The organism is Brevibacillus brevis (assembly GCF_001039275.2).
Taxonomy (GTDB): domain Bacteria; phylum Bacillota; class Bacilli; order Brevibacillales; family Brevibacillaceae; genus Brevibacillus; species Brevibacillus brevis_C.
On sequence record NZ_CP030117.1, the window covers coordinates 1,819,220 to 1,844,729 of the forward strand.

The following is a 25,510-nucleotide window of genomic DNA, read 5'->3' on the forward strand; positions in this document are numbered from 1 at the left end:
TTCCGTTCCGCTCCGCGCCTCTATTTTTTCAAGAACATTTGCACGAACGTCTTCCCGTGCGGACCGCCATTCACAACAGCAATGGCTACGTAGTCGTATGTCGGACTCATGATATTGGTTTTGTGCCCGGAGGAATTCATGAACATTTGATGAGCGCTGCTTACAGAGTAGTTTTGAGCAATATTTTCAGCAGCAGCTAAATAGCGAATACCAAAAGTATCCATCATTTGAAACGGTGAGCCGTAAGTGGGAGAGGTGTGGCTAAAGTAACCTTTGCTTACCATCTCTTGGGCTTTCACACGTGCAACGTTCACCAACTGCATGTCCACTTGATAGGGTGCGAGGCCGCGGCTGGTGCGCTCTTGATTCACGAGCTGAACCATTTCTTTTTCCTCAGCCGTCAAACCAGCGGGAAGAGGAACTTGCGTGCCAGCACCAGGGTTTTGCGGTTGCTCAGGCTTGCTTGGTGTTACGGGAGTAGTTGGATTTGTTGGCTTCGTATCTGGCCCGGGCTGCACTGGGTTGTTCTTGTATTGCGTTTGAATGGCCGTATAGGTTTTGGCATCAGCTTCACCAGTCAACGGTTGTTTATTGCGCGACTGGAATAGCATGACGGCAAAGCGCGTAGATTCATCGTAATAACCCGAGGCAGTTACTTTGTATCCGAGGCCAGCGAGCATCTTTTGCAATTGCTTCACGTTCTCACCGCTAGCACCCAATTTCAGTGTAGCGTAATCATTGGACTCAGCAGGCTTGCTAGGCTTGGAAGGTGTGCTTGGCTGTGTCGGCTGCTCTTGCTTGCGAGCTTGGTACACGCTCTTCAGTTTATCGTAAGTGGTTTTGTTTACAATTCCGGTTTGCGGTAGCTTGTATTTTTTCTGAAAAGCTTTGACGTTATAAACTGTGTAGCTGTTGTATGTCTTGTCCACTACCAGCTTGTAGTCGTAATGGAGTGCATCGAGCATCTTTTCCACTTCAAGCACGCGCGAGCTCTTCATCCCTTTTTTCAAAGAGGTAAAACTTGTTTTCGCAAATGCAGGTTGTCCGATCATGGTTACGAGGACGGACAGGGAAAGGATGGTTGCCATTTTTTTCATGTTGCGATTCATCTCATCACGCCTTTCTCTGGTTTGTCGCATCACAATGGTACTAAATGTGGAACAAATGAGAAAAGCACAAAATATTGGAAAGAGGTGGAGGTGGAATGTTTGACCTCTCTTGGATCGACCTAATCATTCTCGTGCTGGCAAGCTTTCGTCTCACGCATTTGATTGTTTTTGATGAGATCACGTCTTTTCTGCGAAACCCATTTTACCAGGTGTTATATGTACCCGATGAGTCGGGGCAAATGGTCCGGGACTTTCAATTTAAAGGAGGGAGGTTGCGCCAATGGATAGGCAAATTGTTGAGCTGCCATTGGTGCGTGGGAATTTGGGTGGGAGCTTTGGTTGTTGGGTTGTATATGTATGTGCCAGCCGCCTATCCTTTGTTGCTCCTGCTTGCCATAGCCGGAGCGGCGGCTGTCATTGAAACGAAGCTATATACGAGTTGAATGGTTAACTCCTTGAAAAAGTTCTGTACACGATCACTTCGTCATACGAAAGTGGAATAATCTCTTCGGCCATGTATCCCCCCACGATTCTCTGCTGGACTTGAGGGGTGCTCGGTACACCGACACTGGAAGAAGCGATGTCCACACGAATCGTCGTGGCATTCGGATCGAGCGGAATTTCGAGGACAAAGGTGGGTTTATCAACGGTAAAACTTTTTACTTTTACGCCATTCACGAGCGCAGTCAAAACAATGGGCTTTGGCAATTTTACGGGGGAGCCAGGGATTTTGCCCTTCACTAACAACATTTGAGCTGGCGCAGACGGATCTGATTCCACAATTGCGCGCAGGACAGGAGGCGCCCACAAGTCCATTCCCCGATTCATGCTTGTGATTCTGGTTGTATTAGATGGAAAGGACTTATAGAGCCGCAACAGGTCGAGTACACCCATGCTTTTGTATTGTGGAACATACGATATCCAATGGCTGGGGATGGACGAATAATTTTTCGCAAGTGATCGCAATACTTCAGGTACTCCGACAGAATGCCATTGCGTAGCTGATTTGCAGGTCGTGTGGATTCGGGCGTTTCCTAAGTAGTGAGGCACATAACCGATGGGATAAAATTTGGCGATGCGCATCCACAGGTCGTAATCCATGCAAAATTGCAATTTTTCATCCACGCCCCCCATATGCCTGAAAACGTGGGTCCTGATGAAAGCGGATGGCTGGCAAATCACGCAGCTCTGATACAACTTCTTGGAATCAGCTTGTTCTGACGGGTAGGTGGTGGATACTTGACCGTACTCGTTCATCACCTGGCAATTGCCGTGAAGCATTCCCCAGCTCGGGTTACTCGCAAAAGCGTGAACAGCCATGTTGATGGCGCCGGGTACATAGGTGTCGTCTGAATTCAGCCAGCCAATGATTTCCCCTCTTGCCATTGCCAGACCTTTGTTCAGCGCATGAGACTGTCCGCGATCCGGTTCGGAAATATAACGGAAGCGCGGATCTTTTTGTGCATATTCTTGCAAGATGGAGAGCGTATCGTCAGTCGAGCCTCCATCTACCACGATATGCTCAAGGTTTGCATAGTCCTGGGTCAATATGCTATTTATCGTCTCACGAATAAACCGGCCTTGGTTGTAAGAGGGGGTAATGATACTCACTAATGGTTGCTGTGAGTGGGACACGAGATTCACTCCCATCTTTCCATCATAAAAATGCATGCACTACCTTCAGACTATGAAAGAATGGAAAAACGGGTACACAAGCATCGTTGATCTTGTGCACCCGATTTCATTACAAATAGTCTGGAATGATCCCTGGATTGCGGAAAATACGGAGCAATTCCGCGTGACAGTTCGGGTCGATCGAGCTGCCAGGAATGGCTCTTGCCACGAGGCTGATACGACCTGCATCGTAATTGTTTATTTTGCCAGAGGGGATGGTCCGAACCGATTCAGGAATAACTTCAAACAATGTGCCCTTCAGCATCTCCTCAATGCAGAGGACGGATGGCAACCACCAAGTCGTATCGTCCCTATAAATCCGGTTCATTTGTCCAGGAGCTCCGTTGTAGACCATGATCGATTGGTTTGTATCCAAAATACAGGCAGTTTCCAACAAGAGGTGCCCACCTGGTTTAATCACGCTTCGGCATTGCGACAATGTCCACATTGGATCACGCAGATGATAGAGCAGTCCAAGATGCTGGACGACATCAAATTGATTGTGCCGTATTTGTTGAGGAAATGGCAGTGGTTCTATAAAATCGTCCATCAGTAAAACTTGCAGCCCTTCCCATAGTTTATAAGGGCTGGTATTGTACAGCGGCAAAACTTTGCTTTGCAGGATGTTCTTGCAAAACTCGAAATTCAAATAGAGTGGCTGCATACAGTCCGTAGCTACGACAAGACTCGCCCCTCTTTGCTCCGCTTCAAACGCCCACATTCCGTCAAAGCTAGCGAGATCAAGGACGCGTTTCCCCGAATATTGGATGTATTCTCTGGATTGTCTCGTCATATTCCATATACCTTCCAGAAGCGTAATCCCGGGTGTGACAATACCGGGTCGCAGCGCGATCTTATGGTACCACCGCCGTTTGCTGATCTCATCGAGAATTTCCTGATCTGTCCAAAATCTTCCCATCGACATGTCCCCCTTCATTGCAGAGTGCTTGCCCTATACGATATGTTCGGACTTTGCTGGGGGAAATGATATAAATGCATTAATTTCGTCCCCATCAAGTGTAAAGTTGCTTGCCAGCATGCAGGTTTCCGGAAAAGAGGCATATGCCCGTTTCTCGTTGTCTTTCACTTACATAAAGTATGGGGAGAAAAAGGAGGCGGAAAGAGTATGCCCTTGCCTATCGTGATCATCCATCGAGGGGACGATGATTATCTCACATACAGCTTGCAGCAAGCGAAAATAAGTAATCCCCATTCGCCCGTCTATCTGATAGGGAATGGAGGAAACAGAAGGTATGCGATGAACGGCGTTATTCACGAAATGATAGACGATTACATGCATGGCGCTAGTGAAATGACGAGAGTCTATAAACATATTCATTTCATGCCCTATGAGTACAATCTGTTTTGTTTTCAACGATGGTTTATTTTGTTGACGTTTATGAAAAAGCATCAGATTTCGAAATGCTGTTATATCGATACGGATGTCATGCTGTTTACCGACGTGAACCATCCGCGTTTTAACAACTTTATGATGGAATTCGTATGGACCAATTTCTTAGATAGGCAGAAGCTAGAACAGTTTTGCGAATTTATGACGTCTCAGTTTGCCAATCCGATATCCTTTGCGAAAGTCGTCCATTTCACGATGCAGAGAAAGGAACATGTCCGATTCAATCAGCCTTTAATTACAGATATGGTGCTGGCCTTGCTGTTTCTTGGACAATTCAAGGGTTACCAAATGACGAACGGCTTGTTTCATGACGGCTTTATTGACGGCAATATTCAGCAGTCTGCTTCGGTGGAGAATTTGTATGGCTTTAAGAAAATTTACTCGATAAATGGAGTCCTGTGCTGCAAGGATAAGGCATCGAATCTATATCTGCCGTTGTTTTCTCTTCATTTTCAAGGATACACGAAGCACCATATGAAGTTTTTCACGGCTCCCTATCTCCCGCAAGCAGGTTCTTATATTTTCGATTATATTTCGAATCGTTGGATTCAGTTTCTATAGGCTTCTATCATTCCTCGTGTTATTTGACCATTTTCATTGGACGATAGAGCATCGACTGCGACAGACGCATAAGATGGTGCATACAACACGATATAAACGGATAGAGGTGGCCTGGGTGAAACTGATATTGCTATCGGGTGGTTCAGGGAAAAGGCTGTGGCCGCTCTCCAATGATGTCAGGTCCAAACAGTTCTTGAAGTTGGTAGGCAATGCACATTCCCAACCAGAGGCGATGGTTCAACGAGTGTGGAGGCAACTGGCCTCCCGCAATTGGTCGGAGCCTGTTTATATTTCAACAGGCGGCTCGCATGTTGACTTGCTTCAAAGCCAACTTGGAGAAGGCGTTCCTTTGATCGTGGAGCCGGAAAAAAGAGATACCTTCCCTGCCATTGCTTTAGCGGTGACCTATTTGTACTCTGCATTGACACTGGACCCGGATGAGGTCATAGCCGTCATGCCTGTTGATCCATTCGTTGAGGATCGCTTCATGGACAGGATCAAGGAGCTGGAGAACACCATACTCAAATCAGGCGCGAATCTCGCATTAATCGGAGTGAAGCCTACGTATCCATCTACGAAATACGGCTACATTGTTCCACAACTAGAATCAGAGTCGGATCAGGGTGAAAGGCCTCATGCCTATCAAAAAGTAAAAAGCTTCAAAGAAAAGCCGTCACTTGAGCAAGCGCAGGATTTAGTAGAAAAGAAGGCCCTATGGAATTGTGGAATTTTTGCTTTTCGATTGGGTTATCTCATTCGCGAATTAGAGCAAAAAGGATTGCCTACTGAATACAACCGCATGCTTGAGCAATATAGCCAAATGCCTGCCATCAGCTTTGACTATGAGATTGTAGAAAAGGCAGAGAGAGTAGTCGTTCTCCCGTATGACGGAGACTGGAAGGACTTAGGGACGTGGAATACGCTCACGGAAGAAATGAGCGAGAATGCAATCGGTAAGGTTTTGCTTGATGAGAGTTGCACGAATACGCACGTTATCAACGAATTGGACATACCTATCGTGTCCATCGGCTTATCGGATATGATCGTGGCGGCCAGTCCTGATGGCATCCTCGTTTCTTCCAAGGAACAAAGTCATATGGTCAAAAATTTGGCCTTGGATTGGACAAAGCGCCCAATGTATGAAGAGCGGCGCTGGGGATGGTATCAAGTTATGCATTTTCAGAAGAATGAAGACGATGTGGAAGTATTAACGAAAAGAATCCATGTATACGCCGGGAAAAATTTGAGCTATCAATTCCATCACCATCGTAGCGAAGTATGGATCATCGTAGAAGGCTGCGGCGAGTTCATCTTGGATGATCAGTTGAGCCAGGTTGAACCAGGTGACGTATTGCAAATCCCGGTAGGAGCCAAACATGCAATCAAAGCCACGACCGAGCTGGAATTCATCGAGGTACAGATGGGAAGTCAGCTAGTGGAAGAAGATATCGTTCGACTCGGAATGACGTGGTCAGCGATTCGGGAGCAGATTGGGAAGCACGGTGATCACGATGATTGATCCAGCGTTTTGGCAAAACAAAAAAGTGTTGATCACAGGTCATACGGGGTTCAAAGGGGCATGGCTATGCTTATGGCTGCATCATTTAGGGGCGAAGGTAACAGGGTATGCGCTGTCGCCGCCGACGAATCCGAGTATTTTTGAGTGTGCCCAAATCAGCTCATTGGTTGATTCAATCATTGATGATGTCAGATCGAAGGAAAGTGTTCAAAAAGCGATCAACCAAGCAAACCCGGATATCATCATTCACATGGCCGCCCAGCCGCTGGTGCGTTTGTCGTATCAATATCCGGCGGAAACCTACGAAATCAATGTCATGGGTACGGTGAATGTACTCGAAGCGGCGAGAGTCGCTGTTCAGGATGGAATGAAAATCAAAGCGATCATCAATGTTACGACGGATAAGGTTTACGAAAATCGGGAATGGGTGTGGGGATACCGTGAGCAGGATGTGTTGGGTGGCTATGACCCATATTCCAACAGCAAAGCATGCTCGGAGCAAGTGACTGCCTCCTATCGCAATGCTTTCTTTCACCCCGACCAGTATCACCAGCATGGCGTAGCCGTTTCTTCAGCGCGAGCAGGCAATGTAATCGGTGGCGGTGATTGGGCTCTTGATCGATTGATACCGGATTGCCTGAGTGCCTTGATAAAGGGAGAGACAATCACCATCCGTAATCCAAAAGCAATTCGGCCATGGCAGCACGTCCTGGAGCCCTTGAAAGGGTACATGATGCTCGCTGAAAAAATGTGGGCGAATGGCAAGGATTACGCTCAGAGCTGGAATTTTGGTCCGAATGAGGACGATGCCAGATCGGTAGAGTGGATCGCTCGGCAATTGTGTGAACGATGGGGAGCTGGTGCCCGCTTTGAAGCAGAGCGAACCGATCCACAATGGCACGAAGCCCAATATTTAAAGCTGGACTGTTCCAAAGCCAAAAGCGTACTAGGCTGGAAGCCCAAGTGGTCACTCGAACAGACCTTGGACAGTATCATTTCGTGGCATAAGGCTTATCAGCAAAAGCAATGCGTAAGGGAGATCTGTTTGGCCCAAATCGCAGCGTATACAGATAGGGCCAGTGAACACCAGAGGAAGGAGGGCAGCCAATGAAAGTCGTCATCCTAGCAGGAGGGTATGGCACACGCATTGGAGAAGAAACGCATCTTCGTCCGAAACCGCTCATTGAGATCGGTGAATGGCCCATCATTTGTCATATCATGTCCACTTATTCCAAGTATGGTTTTCATGATTTCATCATCTGTCTCGGGTACAAAGGCTATATGATCAAGGAGTACTTCGCGCACTACTTCCTTCACCATTCTGATGTGACCTTTGATTTTCGTAACGATAATCAGGTCACTTTTCACAATCATAATGCTGCTCCGTGGCGAGTCACATTGATTGATACAGGGAAAGACACAGGGACAGGTGGAAGGGTGAAGCGCATTCAGAAGTATGTGGGAGAAGAAACCTTCATGCTGACGTATGGAGATGGCTTATCCGACATTGATATTGAAAAGCTGGTAAAATTTCATCGCGCGCATAAAAAACTCGCAACGATCACCACGACTCAACCGCCAGGCAGATTCGGAGCATTGGATATTGCCGATGGGAGCACTGTAACAGGATTCCAGGAGAAGCCAAAGGGGGACGGCGGTTGGATCAATGCTGGTTTTTTTGTTATGGAACCGGGCGTATTCGATTATATTGCGGGTGATGAGACGGTATTGGAAAAAGAGCCGCTGGAGAGCTTGGCCAAGGCGAATCAACTGATGGCCTTCAAGCATACTGGTTTTTGGCATCCGATGGATACGCTGAGAGATAAAAACTACTTGGAAGAACTGTGGAAATCCGGAAAAGCAGCATGGGCAACCAGCCGAACATGAAGGAGGAAGCAGGAGTGGGTGGATTAAACGAGAACAGTGAAGAGGTTTTTTCTCCGATCGGATACGGGGACATTACTATCGATTGTGGGGCAAATTACGGGGTCATTTCTCAAAAAATGGCGGATAAAGGCGCCCTCGTCTTTGCGTTTGAACCGAATCCATACGTATTTGAGGAATTGAAAAAAAGGGTTGGTTCCTATCCCAATGTCGTATGTATAAACAAAGCGGTTTGGCATAAAAACGACAAGCTGCGCTTGCATTTGCATGAACATTACCATACGGATCCGGCAGGGTCTGCGTATGCCTCTTCTCTTTTGACCAATCATCCGGTTACGAATCCTGAAAAATATGTAGACGTAGAGGTAATCGATTTGTCACAGTTCATCCAAATGCTCAACCGCCCGATCAAATTGATCAAAATCGATATTGAGGGGGCAGAATTTGAACTGTTGGAAAAAATCGTGGAGCAAAATTTACACCTTCACATAGAAAAAATCGTCGTAGAAAATCATGAATGGCTGATTGAAGGCTTGAAAACGAAAGCCGATCACTTTCGGAGGGTCATGCAAGAAAAACAAATTCACAACATTGACTTGAACTGGATATAAGGAGAGTGCCAAGCAGGTGAAGGGGAGCGATCCCAAATGAAGATACTTGTGACCGGTGCGACAGGATTTCTCGGAAGCCAGCTCGTAAAAGCGCTGCGATTGGACGGACATACTGTCATCATTTTAAAAAGGAGCACTTCCGATTGCTCGCGTATCCAGGACATATTACCTGATTTGATTACCTATGATACGGATCGAGGTCAATGGGAAGCTCCTTTTTTCGAGCAGGGGAGAATCGATGCGATTATCCATACAGCAACCTGTTATGGACGCAACAACGAAAGCAATGCCACGATCGTAGATACCAATGTGACCTTTCCGCTGAAACTGCTGGATGTGGCCATACGCTCTGGAACCCCTGTTTTTCTGAATACAGATACGTTTTCCAGTGCGCCCGTCCGATTACCCAAACATCTACAACCATACAATTTGACGAAGCGTCAATTTCGAGAATGGGGAAAATGTCTAGCAGATATATCTTCCTTGCAATTCATCAACGTCAGGCTGGAGCATGTGTATGGTCCGTATGATAATCCGAATAAGTTTGTCACTTCTGTCATCAAAAGCTGTCTCGAAAATCAACCCGAACTAAGGCTAACAGAAGGAAAGCAAGCAAGGGACTTTATTTATGTGGACGATGTAGTCTCTGCCTTTCGTGTGTTGTTGGCGCATGCTGCTCGTCTACCCGCAGGATTTACGGAATTCCAGGTAGGGACAGGTACAGCAACCTCGATCCGAGAGTTTGTAGAACTGGTTCAGCATATAACCCAATCAAGTACGCTCCTGAAGTTCGGATCGATTGCGTATACCGACATGGAAATCATGCATTCACAAGCAGATATTCGACCGCTGCAAGCACTAGGGTGGAATCAGCGTGTAAAGCTGGAGGATGGATTGAGAAAGGTAGTGGCCACTTTCAAATAGCAACGAAACAAAAAACATGGCGAGCCTTCAGCCATGTTTTTATTATGTGTGCTTAATCGAGGAAAGTCTTGTTCGTACAGAACAGATCAGCGTGGAAAGGTTTCATTTCGTCTAGCAAGTGGTTGTAGTTCTTCACTTTTACCACCGTATTGTCCCGCTTAAACATATACAGATGGGTAAACAATTTCTCCAGCAGTGTGTATAGCACGAGTGGATGTCTGCCGAAGTTTTCCTTGATGCTATCTGGGTTGAATTCAATGATTACATCCGGGTCCCACTGCTTAAGCGTTCGCATGGCACTTTCCAAGACGATGACCTCTGAGCCTTCCACGTCAATTTTAATGAGGTCGATGCGCGAGATCATATTCTGCTCTACCCAGTCATCCAGCCTGACACATGATATGAATTGGGTGGATTTCTCCACGGCTTCTGGCTCATGCGGGATATAAGACCATCCGCCACCGCGCGGGTCGTCAGTAAAATGAATGTTCCCGTTCCGGTCCGCTATTCCGAGCTGGAGTGGCTCGACATTGGTGATGTGATTCTCGGCCAGGTTGCGCAGGAGATAAGGATAATTGACATCGGAGGGTTCGAATGCGTACACCTTGCCTTGAGGCGCGAGATAGCTCAGTGCGAGCGAGATCGGACCGATGTTCGCTCCGATGTCTAGGCAAACATGGTCAGGTTGTACGATTTTTTTCAGAGGAAGGATAACGTAGTCTTCATAGTATCCTTGGTAATACTCCATAAAGTACAGGACGCTTTGATCGGAGCCGTCCCCGTAGACGGTAAAGGTTTGATTGTCAAACGGCAGGTGAAAGTCAACTTTCTTCATCGAATTCGTTGCTCCTTCAAGTGGATTGTAGATCATGATGATGTCATTTCCTACGACGAATAAGAGGTCGGGACGAAGAGAATGAACGAATTCTCGTAGTTCCTGGATAGTGGGATAATCGTTCAACAATGGATTGGGACCAATAAAGCAACGAGCATCATCAATCAAAATGACGTGATTTTGGACAGAATGCTGCAAAATGGCAGTCAGCTCATGCAAGATAGGGGTGTCCAGGTCTCCTTTGGCTGCCTCAGATGAGCGGGGAATGTAATGGCCGTCCAGCCAAAACAGGCAAGGTGTTGTGACAGAGTACATCAGGTTGGTCAACACTTCTCCACTGTCACCGTGGAGGATATGGATGTGGCTGTCGCCTGAAAATCTCTCTTTTGCCGCGATAAACAAGGCTTCATCCAGCTCGATGGAAACGAGCAAGTCGAAATGGTTTTTCATCGCTTGCAGCATGTCTCCCTTAAACGTACCGGTCTCGATCAAGGTGCGGATGCCCATCGTTTTTGCAATATGCTTGATCTTCGACTTTTTCAAATCGTTTGTCGGTGCTTCCAACAGCCAAAAATCCCAAGTCTCTTGTTCAGTTAAGGGAAACGGGATTCGGCGCTCCTTCCTCCACGTCTCCCGAATTTGTTGCATGCGTGACATACGAAGAAGACCTCCTTTCAAAAGACATTAGCGTGCGACGGAAGTAAAGACAGCCAGTGTTTCGCGCGCACATTTCTCCCACGAAAAATGCTTGGCTTGTTGGATGCCTTTGGTAACCAGGTCTGCTCTTGCCTCAGGTTTCAAATAAAGATGGGCGAGCTTCACTGCGATATCATCTGAAATATTCGGGTCGAAGGTGAGAGCAGCGTCACCCACGACCTCAGGAATGCTCCCTGCATTGGAGCAAACGATTGGAATGTTGGACTTCATGGCTTCTACCAGCGGAATGCCAAAGCCTTCGAAGAGGGAAGGGAAGCAAAGGAACTGAGCATTCCGGTACAAATACGGCATCTCTTCCTGCGGTACGTAATGGAGCCATTTGACTTGGTCCCATAGCTGGTTATTTGTGATGTAATTCATGACGTTTTGATGAGCCTCTTGAGCAAAACCGGTGAAAACCATGGGAATTCGTATATGGTGTTTATCCCGCAAAGTGACAAGTGCTTTGAAGACATTCAGGTGATTTTTGTGATGCCATGTATTCGCGGGGAAAAAGCCATATTGGCTGGGCAGCTTATACTTTTGTATGACCTGTTGGTTGAGTGCCTCATTATGCGGCATGGAAAACTCCCGCGAGGCATCCAGGTGGATCGCATGTACTTTATGCGGAGGAAGCCCGAATTTTTGGAGGATCGTTTGCTTGGAAAACTCCGAGAGAGTCAGCACGGCACTGCAACGCTCTGCAGACGATTTGTAGTTGTCTAGTCGCCAGCGCAAGGAATGAGCATCGAAAAACTCCGGGTAATACTCGTGTTGGATATCTGGAATGTTGATAACAGAAGGAATTGTGACATCGGATGGATTCAATACAAGCAGCGGACAAAACCACAAATTCAACTTCAGGGAGTTGATCCAGAAATGAAGCATCGCGTGTGCATTACCGTGATCGGGGACCATGAATTTGCGCACATTTTTTTGCGCCTCAAAGGTATGGAAATTGTGTGAGGATAAAAAAAGAAACCACTGATGGCCGTCGCCAGCATTCATCGAGTAGGCCAGCAAGTTTCTGACATACTGTTCCATCCCGCCGATTTTGCCAGGAATCACTGACATCAGGTTTATTCCGACTCTCATGTAGGGAGCCTCCCTTGCACGTGAGGATGTGCCATGTACCAGGCAATCGTTTTCTCCAAACCAGCAAGTAAGGACGTTTGTGCCACGAAGCCGAACCGTTCTTTTGCTTTGGTCACATCCAAAAGGCGGCGCGGTTGTCCGTCTGGCTTGGTTTTATCCCATTCGATCTCTCCTTGGAAGCCACTTAGCTGCTTGATCGTTTCCGCTAAGCTTTTGATGGAGATTTCATGACCAGAACCGATATTGACCGGTTCAGATTGATCATAGCTCATAGTTGCAGCAATAATCGCCTGTGCGGCATCTTCTACATAAATAAACTCCCGTGTGACGCTGCCCGTTCCCCAGAGAACGATCTTCTTCTCGTCATTGCGAATTGCGTCCACACATTTTCGAATGATGGCAGGGATGACGTGTGAGGTTTCCAAATCGAAGTTATCGCCTGGACCGTACAAATTGACAGGAAGCAAATAAATGGAATTGAACCCGTATTGCTCGCGATAGGCTTGCGATTGCACCAGCATCATTTTCTTGGCTAAGCCATATGGAGCATTGGTTTCTTCAGGGTAACCATTCCATATATCTTCTTCCTGGAACGGTACAGACGCATGCTTCGGATAGGAGCAAATGGTTCCGATGGCTACGAATTTTTCGACACCGAATAAGCGGGATTGCTCCATGAGCTGAGTCCCCATGATCAAATTATCGTAAAAGTATTTTCCGGGGTTTTTTTGATTCGCGCCAATTCCGCCGACCACGGCAGCCAAGTGAAGAATGATATCGGGACGGAAATCTTGCAACATCTTGTTTACATCATGTTCTTTGCGAAGATCGTATTCATGGCTTCTAGGGATGAAGATGTCCGTACAGTCCAGCTTGCGCAATTGATGAACGACGTGGCTTCCTAGAAATCCTGATCCACCAGTAACCACAATCCGTTTTTTCGCCAGATTCAATTCGTGTCAACCTGCCTTTCTCGTCCGCATTCAAATTCGAGGCGAAGGGACTCTGCGATTTACCCAATTTTCGATGTTGGCCTTGCCTTTGGTAAATTCCTGATAAAATTGGTACTCCTCATAGGAAAGCGGGAGGATTTCTTCCAGGTGGTAGCTGACAGATCGTTTGACTTTAGGATTGTTGGGGTGGTTCTGAAGGATCTGCTGGCTGCAAAAAATACTCACTTCACATTGCTGTCCCTCTGAGGTAATGGGAATTACGACTTGAAAACGCGATTGGGTAACTTGGAAATTGTGTACGAGTTTCCCATTCCTGATGACATGGAAATGCAGAAGAGGGGCGATATTTTGGTTGCTTCCTTTTATAAGCAAGGCGTGCATCGGTCCATGACTGGCTTCGATAGTCATTCGCAGGTTTTGGGGAGCCCACGAGTCTGAGTAGCGGTTGGATGCAATGATTTGAGGAGAGGGTCCGAATGCATGATACGCTTTCAGCTTGTTGAGAAACCAAAAGGCTCCTTGCTTGTAATGCTTCTGCGTGTAGTGATAAAGCCATTCGTTCGAGATGGTCCCATGATGCTTCACGCTTGTTTTCAAGATTTCGGAAAACCCTGGCTCCAATTCATAGACAAACGTTTTGCACGCGTCATATAAGCGTGAGTTAGCCAAGAATTCCGGAATCGTTCCAATCGGATAATGCAAGGAAATCCGGTTCCACAAATCGTAATCCATGCACCAGTCGTGTTCTTCATTTACACCACCAACTGCTTCAAAAGCATGCTTTCGCAGGAAAGCAGCGGGTTGGCAGATGATGTTGAAATTAAACAATTTTTTTCTGTCAAACTCCACCCAAATGTACGGATATTTTACTTTGTCATCCTCATCAATGTGGAGCCCTTTTCCGTATACTACGCCCCAATCGGGATGCTGCTGCAAGGCTGCCACAGCCTTTCGAATGGCACCGGGAAAATACGTATCATCTGAATTGAGCCATCCGATAATCTCACCACGTGCCATTTGCAATCCTTTATTGATGGCATGGGATTGGCCGCGATCTGGTTCGGAAACGTAGCGGAAGCGGTCTGCTAGGTGGCTGTATTGCTGCAAAATATTCTGTGTACCGTCAGTTGAGGCGCCATCTACCACAATATGCTCAATATGGGGATAGTCCTGTGTCAATACACTCTCGATCGTTCGTTTGATAAAAGCTGCCTGATTGTACGAAGGGGTGATGACACTGACGAGAGGAAGGGATTGCATGGACATAAAAAGTTCCCTCCTGATTTTTTCTACTCATCCACTCGACGTTTTAAGAACTGTTCTGTTGGCGTAGTACAGAGCGCCAGTAATTCAATAAATCTTCCATCGTTTGCTGGAAAGAGACCTCGGGCTCCCATCCCGTCTTTTCTCGAAATAGAGAAGAGTCTCCCAATACGATGTCTACATCAGAGGGGCGCAACCGATTGGTGTCAACGTGTATTTGTACTTGCACATCAGTCAAGGCCAGTAGCGTCTTTAACATGTCTTCGATGGTATAACGAGTACCTGCGGATATATTGTATACATCACCCGGTTCGCCTCGGGTAATTGCCAACCAATACGCTTTGACAATATCTCGTACATCCGTGAAGTCTCGAATCGCCTCAAGATTGCCGACATGTACTTTTGGCTCTTGCAGACCAAGCTCAATCTGGGCAATTTGTTTGGCAAAATTAGAGGTCACATAGCTTTCGCCTCTTCTCGGACCTGTATGATGAAATGTGCGTGTACGGATGATCGCCAAACCGTAGCTGTGATGATATTGATACCCGAGATAATCCTGGGCAATTTTACTGACCGCGTATGGATTGAGAGGACGGAGGGGGTTGGTCTCCTTAATGGGGATTTCCTCCGGATAAACCAGACCGTATTCCTCACTGGAGCAAGCGATTTGAATTTTACACGGAACAGCATGGTTGCGTACCGCCTCGAATAAGTTTAACTGTGGAACAATATTGTTCACCATCGTATCTGCAGGAGACGACACCGAGGTGGGGACGAAGCTTTGAGCGGCCAGGTGAAAAATGAGATCGGGCTTTATTCTCTGGATGAGTTCATTTACAGATTGGGGATCTTTTAATTCACAGTTTTCCATTTGCACACGGTCCATCAGGTGCCCTAGCTGCTCTTTTTTGGTAAGGGACCGGAATGTGCCGTAAACATCTACATCTCCCCGCGACAGTAGATACTCAGCCAAGTGACTGCCGGCAAATCCCGTTACTCCGGTAATCAATGCCTTCATGAGTCGAATCCCCCCTGTCCATGATGCTCATAGCGAAGGATGAACAGCTTAACATATTATGAATATGGAAAAACGTGAAAAAAGGGAACGGCGCACAGCTCGTTTCCAATGGGAATTTTATGGGGATCAGGGTTGGGCCGGCACCCATTTGCAGGTCGGATAATCGAAATACATGAAATCATCTGTGTTCGGGATGTCCTGTGAGCGAAAGTAGGGGATATATGCTTTTGCATGTCCTTGAAAATGCAAGGAATGAGCGCTAAGGTAGTCAGGCGTCCCGGTTATTTTGCAATAGAGTGCGCCATTCTTTTGATAAATCTGCTTCTTCCCATCTAGGTTGTCAGCCTGCGGGCAGGCTGGAGCAAAAGGACAGTTGAGATTATGATCGAAAAAGCCGTTGGCAACGATACCATACGTAGCTTTGCGGCGAAGCGCGTAATTGTGAAACAGGATAAACAACACCATGTCAGAAACGGGGGCATCTCCGATTTCTTTTGCGAATTGAAGCAGAGTCTGGTAGTGAAGAGGGTCGCGAAAAAATTTGGTCGCGTAATCGCAAAATTGATTGAGTATTTCCAGGTCGCATACGGTCGTCCAGGTATACTCAAATGTAAAGTCATCGAACTCCTCGTTGTCTCGCTTACTGATATCGGTGTATAGCATTACGTCCGAGTCTAGGTAACAGCAACGTTCTATCCCTTGACTCCTCATAAAATCGCGCAAAATAAACCAGCGCTGGAAGCAAAACAGATTGTATTCGTAGGTGTTGGAAGTGGAGTGCTTGTAAACATAAGAAAAAGCTTGGGCGCTTTGGTAGAAATGGCTCAACAGGAAGTGCTCTGTATTTTCCGCAGAAAGATACTTGTTTTCTGGGCTTCCGATGAGAATGACACGAGAAGAAGGGTTGCTGTATTTCGCCTGTTGCATGCATAATCCTACATGCGCTTCAGCCGTTCTGTGAATAAACACGATGGGCAAACTCACAATTATACATCTCCTCTGTCTTACAAAATGCCTACTAGGCTCCTATTGATAAACTTTATCCTTACTATATTGTCCCGAGGAGGGCCTTGAAACGGCTGGCGCCTCTTATTTGGAACATTTTGTATGAGATGCATGCAAATAGCCTGTTTTGCAGCCTGTTCATTAAATGACCAATCGTATCCGCCAAAAGAAAAATAAGATACGTAAAGACGGATGTTGTAAATGGAGGTATGGGGAGAATGGATGTGTTAAACCGATATGAAAAACGAGTGTATTCCCAAAATGGAGAAGACGGCATCATTGAAGAAATATTTTCGCGAATCGGAACTACGAATCGCTATTGTGTAGAATTCGGAGTTGGGGATGGCTCGGAATGTATGCTCAAAAATCTCGTCACGCAGCACGGATGGAGTGGATTGGCGATGGAAGGCGACCTGAACAGTTGCAATAAAATGTCTGCGGATTATGCTTCCTATCCCCAGGTCATCATCAAGAATGAGTTGATCACAAGAGAAAATATTGCTGGTTTATTCGAAAAAAATGGTGTCCAAAAAGAATTTGATCTGCTTTCTATCGACATTGACGGCAATGACTACTGGGTATGGCAAGCTCTTTCTGCTTACACCCCGCGACTTGTCGTGATTGAGTACAATGCGGCTTTTCCGCCTCCACAAAAAATGGTGATCGTGTATCAGCCGGATTTTAAATGGGGTGGCAATACCTACTATGGTGCCAGCCTGAGTTCCTTGGTGATTTTGGGAACCAGCTTGGGATATGCCTTGGTGGGAACAGATTCAAAGGGCGTCAACGCTTTTTTTGTAAGACGCGACTTGCTTCTTCAATCGGGCTTTCCTGAACGAACACCAGAACAAGCTTATCATCCTCCTCGTTACGGAACAGTCGCGGGCGGACATCCTCCTCAATCCGGTCCGTACTTGGAGATCTAGTCCATACTAGAATCCGATCAACTGCAAGACAGCGTGTTTCAAGGTGAAAAGCTTTTCTTGGCTTTCCTGCTCACTCGTTCCTTTTACGCCTAAATAGATTTTGATTTTTGGCTCCGTGCCTGAGGGTCTGACACAAAACCACGAATGATCGTGGAAAAAGTATTTGATGGTATCTGATGCAGGCAAGGTGAGTGGCGTGGTTGTACCCGTTTGACAATCTGTGCGGATTCCACTGGCATAATCTTCGATGGCTATGATGGGGTGAGCGGCGAGTTGGGAAGGCGGCTGATTGCGCAGGGAAGACATCGTTGCCGATATTTTTTGCATGCCTTCCCCTCCTTTGCACGTGAAAGAAATCAGCTCCTCCGCATAGTGACCGTAACGGTTGAATAAGTCTTTCAATGTGTCATCGAGGCTTTTGTGCTGTGATTTGTAATACGCGCACATGTCAGCAAGCAGCAAAGCAGTTTGAACGGCATCCTTATCCCGGACAAAATCGCCGATCAAGTATCCGTAGCTTTCTTCGTAACCAAATTGGAAGACGTAGGCTCCACTCTTCTCGTAGGCTTCGATTTTTTCACCAATATATTTGAAGCCTGTCAAAGTGTCTTCTGTCGATACACCGAAGCCTGTCGCGATGGCTCTGCCCATTTCGGACGTGACGATTGTTTTCAATACAATGCCGTTAGAGGGGAGCTCCCCCTTTTTTTGTTTGGTTTCCAGCAGGTAATGAAGAAGCAAGGCTCCCAATTGATTCCCTGACAGGACGCTGTAGTCTCCTGCCTGATTTTTGACGAGCACACCGAGGCGATCTCCATCAGGGTCCGTCCCCATGATTACGTCGGCATCCACCTGCTTGGCGTATGAAATCGCTATTCGAAAGGCCTCAGGCTCTTCGGGATTAGGCGAGGATACGGTCGAAAAGTTAGGATCGGGGACAGCCTGCTCTTCCACGACACTCACTTGTGTATACCCGAACAATGCCAATCCGCGTGTGATCGAGTCATGCGTTGTACCGTGCAGGGGAGTAAAGACGATCTTCACTTGCTCTCGGATGGCAGGTGATAAGTCTGGATGGACGCGCAACTGTTTTACTTTTTCCAAATACGCATGCAAGAGAGAATCGTCAATGTAGTGGAGAAGTCCGTTTTTGTACAGCTCTTGCTCATCGGCTGGGGTAATTTCGAGTTCATTTCCGGCTGCAACGATCTGTTCCATCAGTCGTTCGGCTGTCGCGAGCGTAATTTGCCCCCCGTCTGCGCCATAAATTTTGTAGCCGTTATATTCGGGAGGATTGTGGCTTGCTGTAATGACAATGCCCGCACACGCGCAAAAGTGGCGCACGGCAAAGGAAAGCAGAGGGGTAGGAGTCAGTTGTTTGAATATACATGTAGTAATCCCGTACTGACCGAGAACTTTGGCGGTTTCTTTGGCAAACAACTGTGAGTGTTTCCGTGAATCATAGGCAATGACGACTTTTTTGACCGCCTGATCCGGGTATGTTTCGAGCAAATAAAGAGCCAGCCCTGCGCTTGCTTTGCGAATCGTGTATAAATTGATGCGGTTTATTCCCGGCTCCATGATCCCTCTCATGCCTCCGGTTCCAAATACAATCGGGGCAGAGAAGCAATCCGCAAGCTGCTTTTCATCAGCCTGCATGGTGGTTAACTGCTGACGAAGCTCTGGATCGAGGGATTCACACTCGTTCCAGCGTGTGTAGTGTGCGTGCCAGTTTGCATTCATGTAGAGTTCACTCCCGCGTGTAGAGTACGACATCATTTACTAGGGTATTAACGAAATGGTAAGTGAGTGAGTGGATGTGATTAAGACGGGAGGGTGTGAGTCTAACATGAAGGTGGATTGGCTGATTGTCGGAGCTGGATTCACGGGTGCTACACTCGCAGAGCGGATTGCCAATGAGCTTGATCAGAAAGTATTGGTGGTAGAGAGGCGTAATCATATCGGAGGAAATGCCTATGATTGCTATGACGAGCAGGGGGTACTGATTCACAAATACGGTTCGCACACCTTTCATACGAATTCCAAGCTGGTCTGGGACTACTTGTCGCGTTTTACCCAGTGGCGGCCGTACTTTCATGAGGTGCGTGCCTATGTCGATGGCATAAAAATACCGTTGCCTTTCAATCTAAATGCATTGTCCGCTTTGTTTTCCCCGCAATATGCGCAGAAACTGGAGAGCTTACTGATCCGTCACTATGGATTCGGGGCGAAGATTCCGATTCTGAAGCTTCGGGATAGTGCACATGAAGAGCTTAGTTTTTTAGCTGAATTCATTTATCAAAAAGTCTTTTATTGGTATACGATCAAACAATGGGATTTGAAGCCGGAGGAGCTGGATCAGTCTGTTTCCGCAAGGGTTCCTGTGTATGTCAGCAGGGACAATCGGTATTTTCAGGACACGTATCAAGGAATTCCGCTGCATGGCTTTACGGCAATGTTCCATCGCATGCTCCACCATCCGAATATAAAGGTGCTCCTCAATACGGACTATCAAGAAATCGCGGATGAAATCGGGTATAAACGAATGATCTACACAGGCCCGATCGATACCTTCTTTGGCTATAAGCATGGACGGTTGCCTTATCGAAGCCTGCGCTTTCATTTTGAAACGCATCAAAAGGCATGGTACCAAGAAGTGGGGACTGTCAATTATCCCAATGAGTATGATTTCACCAGAATCCTCGAACAAAAGCACCTCACAGGTCAAGTCGTTTCTCATACAACCATATCCTTCGTATATCCACAGCCGTATTCACCTGGCGAAAACGAGCCTTATTACCCCATTCCGCGCAAGGAAAATAGCCAACAATACAGCCTCTATAAACGAGAAGCGGAGCAAATACGCGATCAAGTACTTTTTGCGGGCAGGCTCGCGGATTATCAATACTACAACATGGATCAAGCTGTAGCGCGGGCATTGACCTTGTTTAAACAGATTGTCGCAGAATAGTTAGGAAGGCTTTTTTTTCGGAATGAGCTCGTTTACATAAATCCATCCCTCGGGTGTGTACACAAAAACAGGCTCGTACTCGTCGCCCCACAGTTTCAAGATTTTCGTAAGGATGTACTTTCTTGCTTTTGTCCATTGCGGCCAGTTTTTTGTGTGGGAATTGTTGCTCTCGTGAATCAAATAATGATAGAGGTTCGCATCGACCCAGTGAATATCACCTGTTCCGATCAATTTTAATAACATGTACTTGTCATGAGAAAACCTTCCCTGCATAGGATCATCACATTCAAATCCGCCGACATCACGAACCGCTTGTGTCCGATAAAAACGAGGCCAAACCATCGGAGCTTCCAGGTAATCATACTTATCTTTATAGATCGGAGGCCGCATGATTTCGGACAGTTCTCGCGTGTCACCCACTTCCTTCCAAAAAACAGTGTTGGAGAACACAACGTTCGTGGTTTCGGGCTGGCGTTCCATTTCATCCAACAAAATTTCTAAGGTCTTTTCGTCGAACCAGTCATCCGAATCAAGTGAGACAAAGTAGGGCGTGTCAATTCGTTCCAGAGCAGCAGCCATTGTTTTGCCGATCCCTGAATTTTCAGGGAGTAGCACGTAGTAAATGCGGGGATCATCGAGGTACTTTTCTACGATGGCATGCGTGTGGTCAGTAGAGGCGTCATCTACAATGAGGAGCTTCCATTCCTTGTGCGTCTGGTTCAACACACTTTCGATGGCTGTGGAAAGATACTTTTCCCGATTATAGGTTGGAATCACGACAGTAATGCGCGACATGGCAGTCGAAACACCTCTTTTGGTTATTTTAAAATATCTATCACTTGCTTATCTCCTCCTTGATCAATGACAATGGTTTGCCTTCATTAGTTTATTTCGGACTTCTATTCTTGACCCTATCCTGACAACTGAACGTATGAACATGGTCCGGCATAAGCTTAAGAGATGCTCAGGGAACTTACCGGAATGAACATTACGGCACAGCCTGAAGAAGGGGAGTGGAAGCGGATGAAAACAGCTTTCCTTACAGGAATCACAGGTCAGGACGGCGCTTATCTGGCAAAATTTTTGCTTGAAAAGGGGTACCATGTGGTAGGACTGGTACCACGCCGGAGCACGGTGGACAGGTGGCGGCTGGAGTATTTGAACATCGCAGATCACGTCGAGTACAAGGAAGGTGATCTATTGGATGTGTCGTCGCTGACGCGTGCACTGAAGGCATGTAAACCAGAGGAAGTGTATCATTTAGGTGCGCAGAGTTTTGTCGGTTCGTCGTGGGAGCAGCCTATTTTGACCGCGCAAGTAACAGGAATGGGTGTCCTGCATGTTCTGGAGGCGATTCGGGAAACGGACCCTGCCATCAAAATGTATCAGGCTTCATCAAGTGAGCTGTACGGATTAATCCAGGAGCCAGAGCAATCGGAGCAAACGCCTTTTTACCCAAGAAGCCCATATGCAGTCTCCAAGCTGTTCGGCTACTGGATGACCAAAAACTATCGGGAAAGCTTTCAGATGTTTAGCACCAACGGCATTTTATTCAATCATGAATCACCTTTGCGTGGGCTGGAATTCGTTACGAGGAAAGTGACACATGCTGTCGCAAGAATTGCCTCGAACAAGCAAAAGGAGCTGCGGCTGGGGAATATCCAGGCGAAGCGGGATTGGGGCTTTGCTGGTGATTTCGTGGAAGCGATGTGGCTGATGCTCCAGCAGGATAAGCCGGATGACTATGTCATTGCGACAGGAAAAACTTCGACAGTGGAAGAGATGTGCAAAATCGCCTTCGACTATGTTGGGTTGAACTACCTGGATTACGTCGTGATCGACCCGGAATTGTACCGGCCAGCAGAAGTGGACATTTTGTTGGGCAATCCGGAAAAAGCGAAAAGAGAGCTAGGCTGGACACCGAAAACGAGGCTGGAAGAGCTCATTCACATGATGGTTGAAGCGGATTTGCAGCGGGTTGCCAAACAATAAGAGAAAGGCTATTCAGGACACCCTATTTCCGATTGCGGGATGAAAAGGGGTGTTTTTCTTTTGGTTGATGATAGAGGTAGCCTAATCATTTAAAAGGACAACTCATTAATATATATAGGGTGGCTTGTTTATCGTGCGGTCTGTTATTTTTGTCCCGTTACTCATAGATAAAATAGCAGAAAATTCATTATTAACTGTCATATCCTTGCGTTGGCACGTTAATTGCTTACTGTAGAAAAGTGCAAACATTCTACTATTCGCACTCAAAGGAGACTTGCTATGAACGTCGTTGCCAACGTATACCGGGGAGAACAGGTAGAGAGCTCACATCTCGGACATATCGCAGTCGTTGATTCGCAGGGGACATTGCTCTATTCGTATGGTGATCCCCATCGCCTTACATATGCACGCTCCAGTATGAAGCCGTTGCAGACGATTCCGGTAATCGAGACGGGTGCGGCAGATCGGTATGGTTTTGAGCCGGCTGATCTTTCGCTCTGTTGCGCTTCTCATAGTGGAGAGCCGCGCCATCGCACGCGGGCGCTCTCAATGCTTGCGCGAGCAGGTCAGCCAGAAGCGGCATTGCAATGCGGGACACATGTGCCACGTCATGAGGAGAGCTACAAACAACTGATTCGGGAAGACAAGCCACTTACACCCATCTTCTCGAATTGCTCCGGCAAGCACTCCGGCATGGTTGCCACTGCAACACATATGGGGGAGGACGTGACTACCTATCATTTGCCTACGCATCCAGTGCAGCAGCGGATTCTCGAAGTCGTCGAGGACATAACAGGCTACCCCAAAGACAAAATCAACCTCGGGACAGATGGATGTGGGGTTCCTGTCCATCAATTGCCGCTCGCCCATTACGCGTGGGCATTCGCCAAGCTGGCGAGACCAGAGGTGATCGAGAATCCAGAGCGACGAAAAGCGGTTCAGCGAATTACGGATGCCATGACCGCTCATCCCGAAATGGTCGGAGGCGAGAATCGATATTGCACAGACCTCATGTCAGCCTTTGCCGGTCGTATCGTAGGGAAGGCAGGCGCAGAGTCCGTGTATTGCCTGGGCGATAGAGAAACAGGATTGGGCATTGCCATCAAAATCGAGGATGGAGGACCACGGGCGATCAATCCGGTCGTCAATGAAGTGCTTCGTCAACTGGGAATCGGCATGGACGGTCCTTTGGACAAACTCGCGGAATACACCAACCCGCCCATTACAAACATGAGTGGTAACGTTGTTGGACGGATTGAGACGTCCTTCCGCCTCGTCAAGACAGATTTTTCTTTACGTGTATAAATGGCATTCCCAGCGGTGCCGTTTATCCATAAAGCAACAAAGTCTAATTGTTGTTTAAAAAAGAAAAGGGGGTCACATGCAATGAACATGCGAAAAGGATGGAAGCTTCTTAGTACCGCTGCACTTGTCACTGTCCTTGCCATTACCGGTTGTAGTCAGTCGGCAACGCCGACACAGCCAGCAGGGGGAGGGACAGCAGGTCAAGCGTCCACAGATACAGGTGGACAAGCCAACGCCGCTGCAAAACTCAAGCTCAACCTGAAGACCGAACCACCTTCGCTCGATCCGCCAAAAGGCTTTGACAGTACTTCCAATGAAGTGTTGAATGCCACAATGGAAGGCTTGGTTCGACTGGACAAGGATCACAAGCCGCAAGCAGCCATGGCCGAGAAATGGGCAGTGAGTGAGGATGGAAAAACGTATACCTTTACATTGCGCGATAGCAAATGGTCGAATGGTGAACCCGTGACAGCGCAGGATTTCGAGTTTGCGTTTAAGCGCATTGTCGATCCGAACAATGCATTCCCGTCTGCTTTCCTCGCCTATTACATCGATGGAGCAGAAGCGTTCAACAAAGGAACAGGAAATGCAGACGGCGTACAGGTAAAAGCCGTAGACGAGAAGACGTTTGAGGTAAAGCTGAAGGCGCCAACAGGTTACTTCCTCCACATCCTGACGCAGCCGACCTTCTTCCCGGTGAATAAAAAAGTCGTAGAGAGCAATCCGAAATGGGCGGAAGGCGCTGCAAGTATCGTAACGAATGGACCGTTCAAAATGGAAGATTGGGTACATGACCAATCAGTAAAGCTGGTGAAAAACGACGGCTACTGGGACCGTGATTCGATCAAATATGCGGGGATCGAGTTTGTCATGGTCAACGATGAAAATACGCAATTCCAAATGTACAAAACGGGTCAGCTCGACATGATCCAGACTGTCCCTAATGATATGAAGAAACAGTTGATCGATTCTGGAGAAGCAAAGGTAGAGACGGAAGCGTCCATCTACTACTACCGGATGAACACCACAATGCCTCCATTCACGAACGCCAACATTCGGAAAGCATTTGCGCTGGCCATCGATCGTAAGACACTGATTGACAATGTCGTGCAAGGGAAACAAACACCTGCCATGGCTCACGTGCCATTGGGCTTCCCGGAGCCAGACGGAACGGATTTCCGCACAAAGGGTGGGGATTTCTTCCAGGATAACGATGTAGAGCAAGCAAAAGCACTGCTGAAAAAAGGGATGGAAGAAGAAGGCTGGACAACCCTCCCACCTGTCACCATGACGTATAACACCAGTGATGCGCACAAGGCCATCGCGCAAGTTTTGCAGGAAATGTACAAGAAAAATCTCGGGGTAGATGTGAAGCTGGAAAACAAAGAATGGAAAGTATTCCTGGCAGAACAGCGTGCTCGTACTCTCCAATTCTCCCGCTCGACGATCCCTGCCGACTATGGAGACCCGGTCAACTACCTTGAGCTGTTCGTGACTGACCATCCTGGAAACCGTATCAATTACAGCAACAAAGAGTATGACGCACTGGTCGAGAAGATTCGCAACACTGCCGACGAACCCGAGCGCTTCAAGCTCATGCATGACGCGGAGAAAATTTTCATGGATGATATGCCACTCGTACCTATCTATTTCGGCACAAAAGTATTTATGGAGCAACCAAACATTAAAGGCATCATTCGCCATCCAGTCGGCACGATTGACTACAAATGGGTAGAAATCGGCAATAAGTAATAAGTA

At 47.2% G+C, this 25,510-nt stretch carries 23 protein-coding genes; 12 read left to right on the forward strand and 11 right to left on the reverse strand.

Features of this window, described 5'->3' with window-relative positions; translation table 11 throughout:
- Positions 1 to 20: 20 nt before the first annotated feature.
- On the reverse strand, positions 21 to 1,139 hold the full coding sequence (locus tag AB432_RS09210) for a peptidoglycan-binding protein (RefSeq protein WP_235617649.1): 1,119 nt from the start codon (positions 1,137 to 1,139) through the stop codon (positions 21 to 23).
- Between the two features lie 65 nt (positions 1,140 to 1,204).
- On the opposite strand from AB432_RS09210, the gene AB432_RS09215 reads away from it, so the two are divergent.
- Positions 1,205 to 1,552, forward strand: a complete 348-nt coding sequence (locus AB432_RS09215) for a DUF1360 domain-containing protein (RefSeq protein WP_048032027.1) — start codon at positions 1,205 to 1,207, stop codon at positions 1,550 to 1,552.
- A 4-nt stretch (positions 1,553 to 1,556) separates the two neighbouring features.
- Here the strand turns inward: AB432_RS09215 and AB432_RS09220 are convergent, their stop codons facing one another.
- The gene (locus AB432_RS09220) at positions 1,557 to 2,780 is read right to left on the reverse strand and encodes a glycosyltransferase family 2 protein (protein WP_235617650.1); all 1,224 of its coding nucleotides are present in this window, start codon (positions 2,778 to 2,780) and stop codon (positions 1,557 to 1,559) included.
- Positions 2,781 to 2,853: 73 nt separating this feature from the next.
- On the reverse strand, positions 2,854 to 3,702 hold the full coding sequence (locus AB432_RS09225) for a DUF1698 domain-containing protein (RefSeq protein WP_048032028.1): 849 nt from the start codon (positions 3,700 to 3,702) through the stop codon (positions 2,854 to 2,856).
- 207 nt (positions 3,703 to 3,909) lie between these two features.
- Between AB432_RS09225 and AB432_RS09230 the strand changes: the two genes are divergently transcribed.
- The 6 genes from AB432_RS09230 to AB432_RS09255 all read left to right on the forward strand — a co-directional run bounded on the left by AB432_RS09230 (position 3,910) and on the right by AB432_RS09255 (position 9,693).
- Entirely contained in the window at positions 3,910 to 4,755 is an 846-nt protein-coding gene (locus AB432_RS09230; protein ID WP_048032029.1) for a hypothetical protein, read from the forward strand.
- Between the two features lie 115 nt (positions 4,756 to 4,870).
- Complete coding sequence (locus AB432_RS09235; RefSeq protein WP_048032030.1) at positions 4,871 to 6,274, forward strand: sugar phosphate nucleotidyltransferase; 1,404 nt, start codon at positions 4,871 to 4,873, stop codon at positions 6,272 to 6,274.
- Complete coding sequence (gene rfbG / locus AB432_RS09240) at positions 6,267 to 7,385, forward strand: CDP-glucose 4,6-dehydratase (RefSeq protein WP_048032031.1); 1,119 nt, start codon at positions 6,267 to 6,269, stop codon at positions 7,383 to 7,385. The genes AB432_RS09235 and rfbG overlap by 8 nt, the downstream gene beginning before the upstream one ends.
- Entirely contained in the window at positions 7,382 to 8,161 is a 780-nt protein-coding gene (rfbF, locus tag AB432_RS09245) for a glucose-1-phosphate cytidylyltransferase (RefSeq protein WP_048032032.1), read from the forward strand. The genes rfbG and rfbF overlap by 4 nt, the downstream gene beginning before the upstream one ends.
- 14 nt (positions 8,162 to 8,175) lie before the next feature.
- Entirely contained in the window at positions 8,176 to 8,769 is a 594-nt protein-coding gene (locus AB432_RS09250; protein ID WP_048032033.1) for an FkbM family methyltransferase, read from the forward strand.
- A 36-nt stretch (positions 8,770 to 8,805) separates the two neighbouring features.
- A complete protein-coding gene (locus tag AB432_RS09255) occupies positions 8,806 to 9,693 on the forward strand; it encodes an NAD-dependent epimerase/dehydratase family protein (protein WP_048032034.1) in 888 nt (295 codons plus the stop codon).
- A 52-nt stretch (positions 9,694 to 9,745) separates the two neighbouring features.
- Here the strand turns inward: AB432_RS09255 and AB432_RS09260 are convergent, their stop codons facing one another.
- From AB432_RS09260 to AB432_RS09285, 6 genes are all read right to left on the reverse strand, one after another.
- Positions 9,746 to 11,185: an FkbM family methyltransferase gene (locus AB432_RS09260; protein WP_048032035.1), complete on the reverse strand. Its 1,440-nt coding sequence runs from the start codon at positions 11,183 to 11,185 to the stop codon at positions 9,746 to 9,748.
- A 27-nt stretch (positions 11,186 to 11,212) separates the two neighbouring features.
- The gene (locus AB432_RS09265; RefSeq protein WP_048032036.1) at positions 11,213 to 12,319 is read right to left on the reverse strand and encodes a glycosyltransferase family 4 protein; all 1,107 of its coding nucleotides are present in this window, start codon (positions 12,317 to 12,319) and stop codon (positions 11,213 to 11,215) included.
- Positions 12,316 to 13,272, reverse strand: coding sequence for a GDP-L-fucose synthase family protein (locus AB432_RS09270; RefSeq protein WP_048032037.1), 957 nt, complete (start codon positions 13,270 to 13,272; stop codon positions 12,316 to 12,318). Before AB432_RS09270 ends, AB432_RS09265 begins: the two co-directional genes overlap by 4 nt.
- A gap of 30 nt (positions 13,273 to 13,302) precedes the next feature.
- Positions 13,303 to 14,538 carry a glycosyltransferase family 2 protein gene (locus AB432_RS09275; protein WP_048032038.1) on the reverse strand — a complete coding sequence of 412 codons (1,236 nt, stop codon included), beginning with the start codon at positions 14,536 to 14,538 and terminating at the stop codon, positions 13,303 to 13,305.
- A gap of 43 nt (positions 14,539 to 14,581) precedes the next feature.
- Positions 14,582 to 15,553, reverse strand: a complete 972-nt coding sequence (locus AB432_RS09280) for a GDP-mannose 4,6-dehydratase (protein WP_048032039.1) — start codon at positions 15,551 to 15,553, stop codon at positions 14,582 to 14,584.
- 126 nt (positions 15,554 to 15,679) lie between these two features.
- Entirely contained in the window at positions 15,680 to 16,537 is an 858-nt protein-coding gene (locus tag AB432_RS09285; protein ID WP_048032040.1) for a hypothetical protein, read from the reverse strand.
- A gap of 239 nt (positions 16,538 to 16,776) precedes the next feature.
- Between AB432_RS09285 and AB432_RS09290 the strand changes: the two genes are divergently transcribed.
- On the forward strand, positions 16,777 to 17,484 hold the full coding sequence (locus AB432_RS09290; RefSeq protein ID WP_048032041.1) for a hypothetical protein: 708 nt from the start codon (positions 16,777 to 16,779) through the stop codon (positions 17,482 to 17,484).
- Positions 17,485 to 17,490: 6 nt separating this feature from the next.
- Here the strand turns inward: AB432_RS09290 and AB432_RS09295 are convergent, their stop codons facing one another.
- On the reverse strand, positions 17,491 to 19,227 hold the full coding sequence (locus AB432_RS09295) for a phospho-sugar mutase (protein ID WP_048032042.1): 1,737 nt from the start codon (positions 19,225 to 19,227) through the stop codon (positions 17,491 to 17,493).
- Positions 19,228 to 19,333: 106 nt separating this feature from the next.
- On the opposite strand from AB432_RS09295, the gene glf reads away from it, so the two are divergent.
- Positions 19,334 to 20,455 (forward strand): UDP-galactopyranose mutase, encoded by a 1,122-nt coding sequence (gene glf, locus AB432_RS09300; protein ID WP_048032043.1) that lies wholly within the window; start codon positions 19,334 to 19,336, stop codon positions 20,453 to 20,455.
- Here the strand turns inward: glf and AB432_RS09305 are convergent, their stop codons facing one another.
- Positions 20,456 to 21,250 carry a glycosyltransferase family 2 protein gene (locus tag AB432_RS09305; protein ID WP_048032044.1) on the reverse strand — a complete coding sequence of 265 codons (795 nt, stop codon included), beginning with the start codon at positions 21,248 to 21,250 and terminating at the stop codon, positions 20,456 to 20,458.
- Between the two features lie 228 nt (positions 21,251 to 21,478).
- Between AB432_RS09305 and gmd the strand changes: the two genes are divergently transcribed.
- The 3 genes from gmd (at position 21,479) to AB432_RS09320 (ending at position 25,504) form a co-directional block, all read left to right on the forward strand.
- Entirely contained in the window at positions 21,479 to 22,447 is a 969-nt protein-coding gene (gmd, locus tag AB432_RS09310) for a GDP-mannose 4,6-dehydratase (protein WP_048035747.1), read from the forward strand.
- A gap of 279 nt (positions 22,448 to 22,726) precedes the next feature.
- Positions 22,727 to 23,752, forward strand: coding sequence for an asparaginase (locus tag AB432_RS09315; protein WP_048032045.1), 1,026 nt, complete (start codon positions 22,727 to 22,729; stop codon positions 23,750 to 23,752).
- A gap of 81 nt (positions 23,753 to 23,833) precedes the next feature.
- On the forward strand, positions 23,834 to 25,504 hold the full coding sequence (locus tag AB432_RS09320; RefSeq protein WP_048032046.1) for a peptide ABC transporter substrate-binding protein: 1,671 nt from the start codon (positions 23,834 to 23,836) through the stop codon (positions 25,502 to 25,504).
- The last annotated feature ends 6 nt before the right edge of the window (positions 25,505 to 25,510 follow it).

What these genes read in the sequence shown, in the direction of transcription:
- AB432_RS09220 (WP_235617650.1), bottom strand. Translation starts at nt 2,780, where the DNA reads ATGCATTTTTATGATGGAAAGATGGGAGTGAATCTCGTGTCCCACTCA.
- AB432_RS09210 (WP_235617649.1), bottom strand. Translation starts at nt 1,139, where the DNA reads ATGCGACAAACCAGAGAAAGGCGTGATGAGATGAATCGCAACATGAAA.
- rfbF (WP_048032032.1), top strand. Translation starts at nt 7,382, where the DNA reads ATGAAAGTCGTCATCCTAGCAGGAGGGTATGGCACACGCATTGGAGAA.
- AB432_RS09280 (WP_048032039.1), bottom strand. Translation starts at nt 15,553, where the DNA reads ATGAAGGCATTGATTACCGGAGTAACGGGATTTGCCGGCAGTCACTTG.
- AB432_RS09215 (WP_048032027.1), top strand. Translation starts at nt 1,205, where the DNA reads ATGTTTGACCTCTCTTGGATCGACCTAATCATTCTCGTGCTGGCAAGC.
- AB432_RS09230 (WP_048032029.1), top strand. Translation starts at nt 3,910, where the DNA reads ATGCCCTTGCCTATCGTGATCATCCATCGAGGGGACGATGATTATCTC.
- AB432_RS09260 (WP_048032035.1), bottom strand. Translation starts at nt 11,185, where the DNA reads ATGTCACGCATGCAACAAATTCGGGAGACGTGGAGGAAGGAGCGCCGA.
- AB432_RS09315 (WP_048032045.1), top strand. Translation starts at nt 22,727, where the DNA reads ATGAACGTCGTTGCCAACGTATACCGGGGAGAACAGGTAGAGAGCTCA.
- AB432_RS09265 (WP_048032036.1), bottom strand. Translation starts at nt 12,319, where the DNA reads ATGAGAGTCGGAATAAACCTGATGTCAGTGATTCCTGGCAAAATCGGC.
- AB432_RS09290 (WP_048032041.1), top strand. Translation starts at nt 16,777, where the DNA reads ATGGATGTGTTAAACCGATATGAAAAACGAGTGTATTCCCAAAATGGA.
- AB432_RS09320 (WP_048032046.1), top strand. Translation starts at nt 23,834, where the DNA reads ATGAACATGCGAAAAGGATGGAAGCTTCTTAGTACCGCTGCACTTGTC.
- glf (WP_048032043.1), top strand. Translation starts at nt 19,334, where the DNA reads ATGAAGGTGGATTGGCTGATTGTCGGAGCTGGATTCACGGGTGCTACA.
- AB432_RS09275 (WP_048032038.1), bottom strand. Translation starts at nt 14,538, where the DNA reads ATGTCCATGCAATCCCTTCCTCTCGTCAGTGTCATCACCCCTTCGTAC.
- rfbG (WP_048032031.1), top strand. Translation starts at nt 6,267, where the DNA reads ATGATTGATCCAGCGTTTTGGCAAAACAAAAAAGTGTTGATCACAGGT.
- AB432_RS09255 (WP_048032034.1), top strand. Translation starts at nt 8,806, where the DNA reads ATGAAGATACTTGTGACCGGTGCGACAGGATTTCTCGGAAGCCAGCTC.
- gmd (WP_048035747.1), top strand. Translation starts at nt 21,479, where the DNA reads ATGAAAACAGCTTTCCTTACAGGAATCACAGGTCAGGACGGCGCTTAT.
- AB432_RS09225 (WP_048032028.1), bottom strand. Translation starts at nt 3,702, where the DNA reads ATGGGAAGATTTTGGACAGATCAGGAAATTCTCGATGAGATCAGCAAA.
- AB432_RS09295 (WP_048032042.1), bottom strand. Translation starts at nt 19,227, where the DNA reads ATGAATGCAAACTGGCACGCACACTACACACGCTGGAACGAGTGTGAA.
- AB432_RS09305 (WP_048032044.1), bottom strand. Translation starts at nt 21,250, where the DNA reads ATGTCGCGCATTACTGTCGTGATTCCAACCTATAATCGGGAAAAGTAT.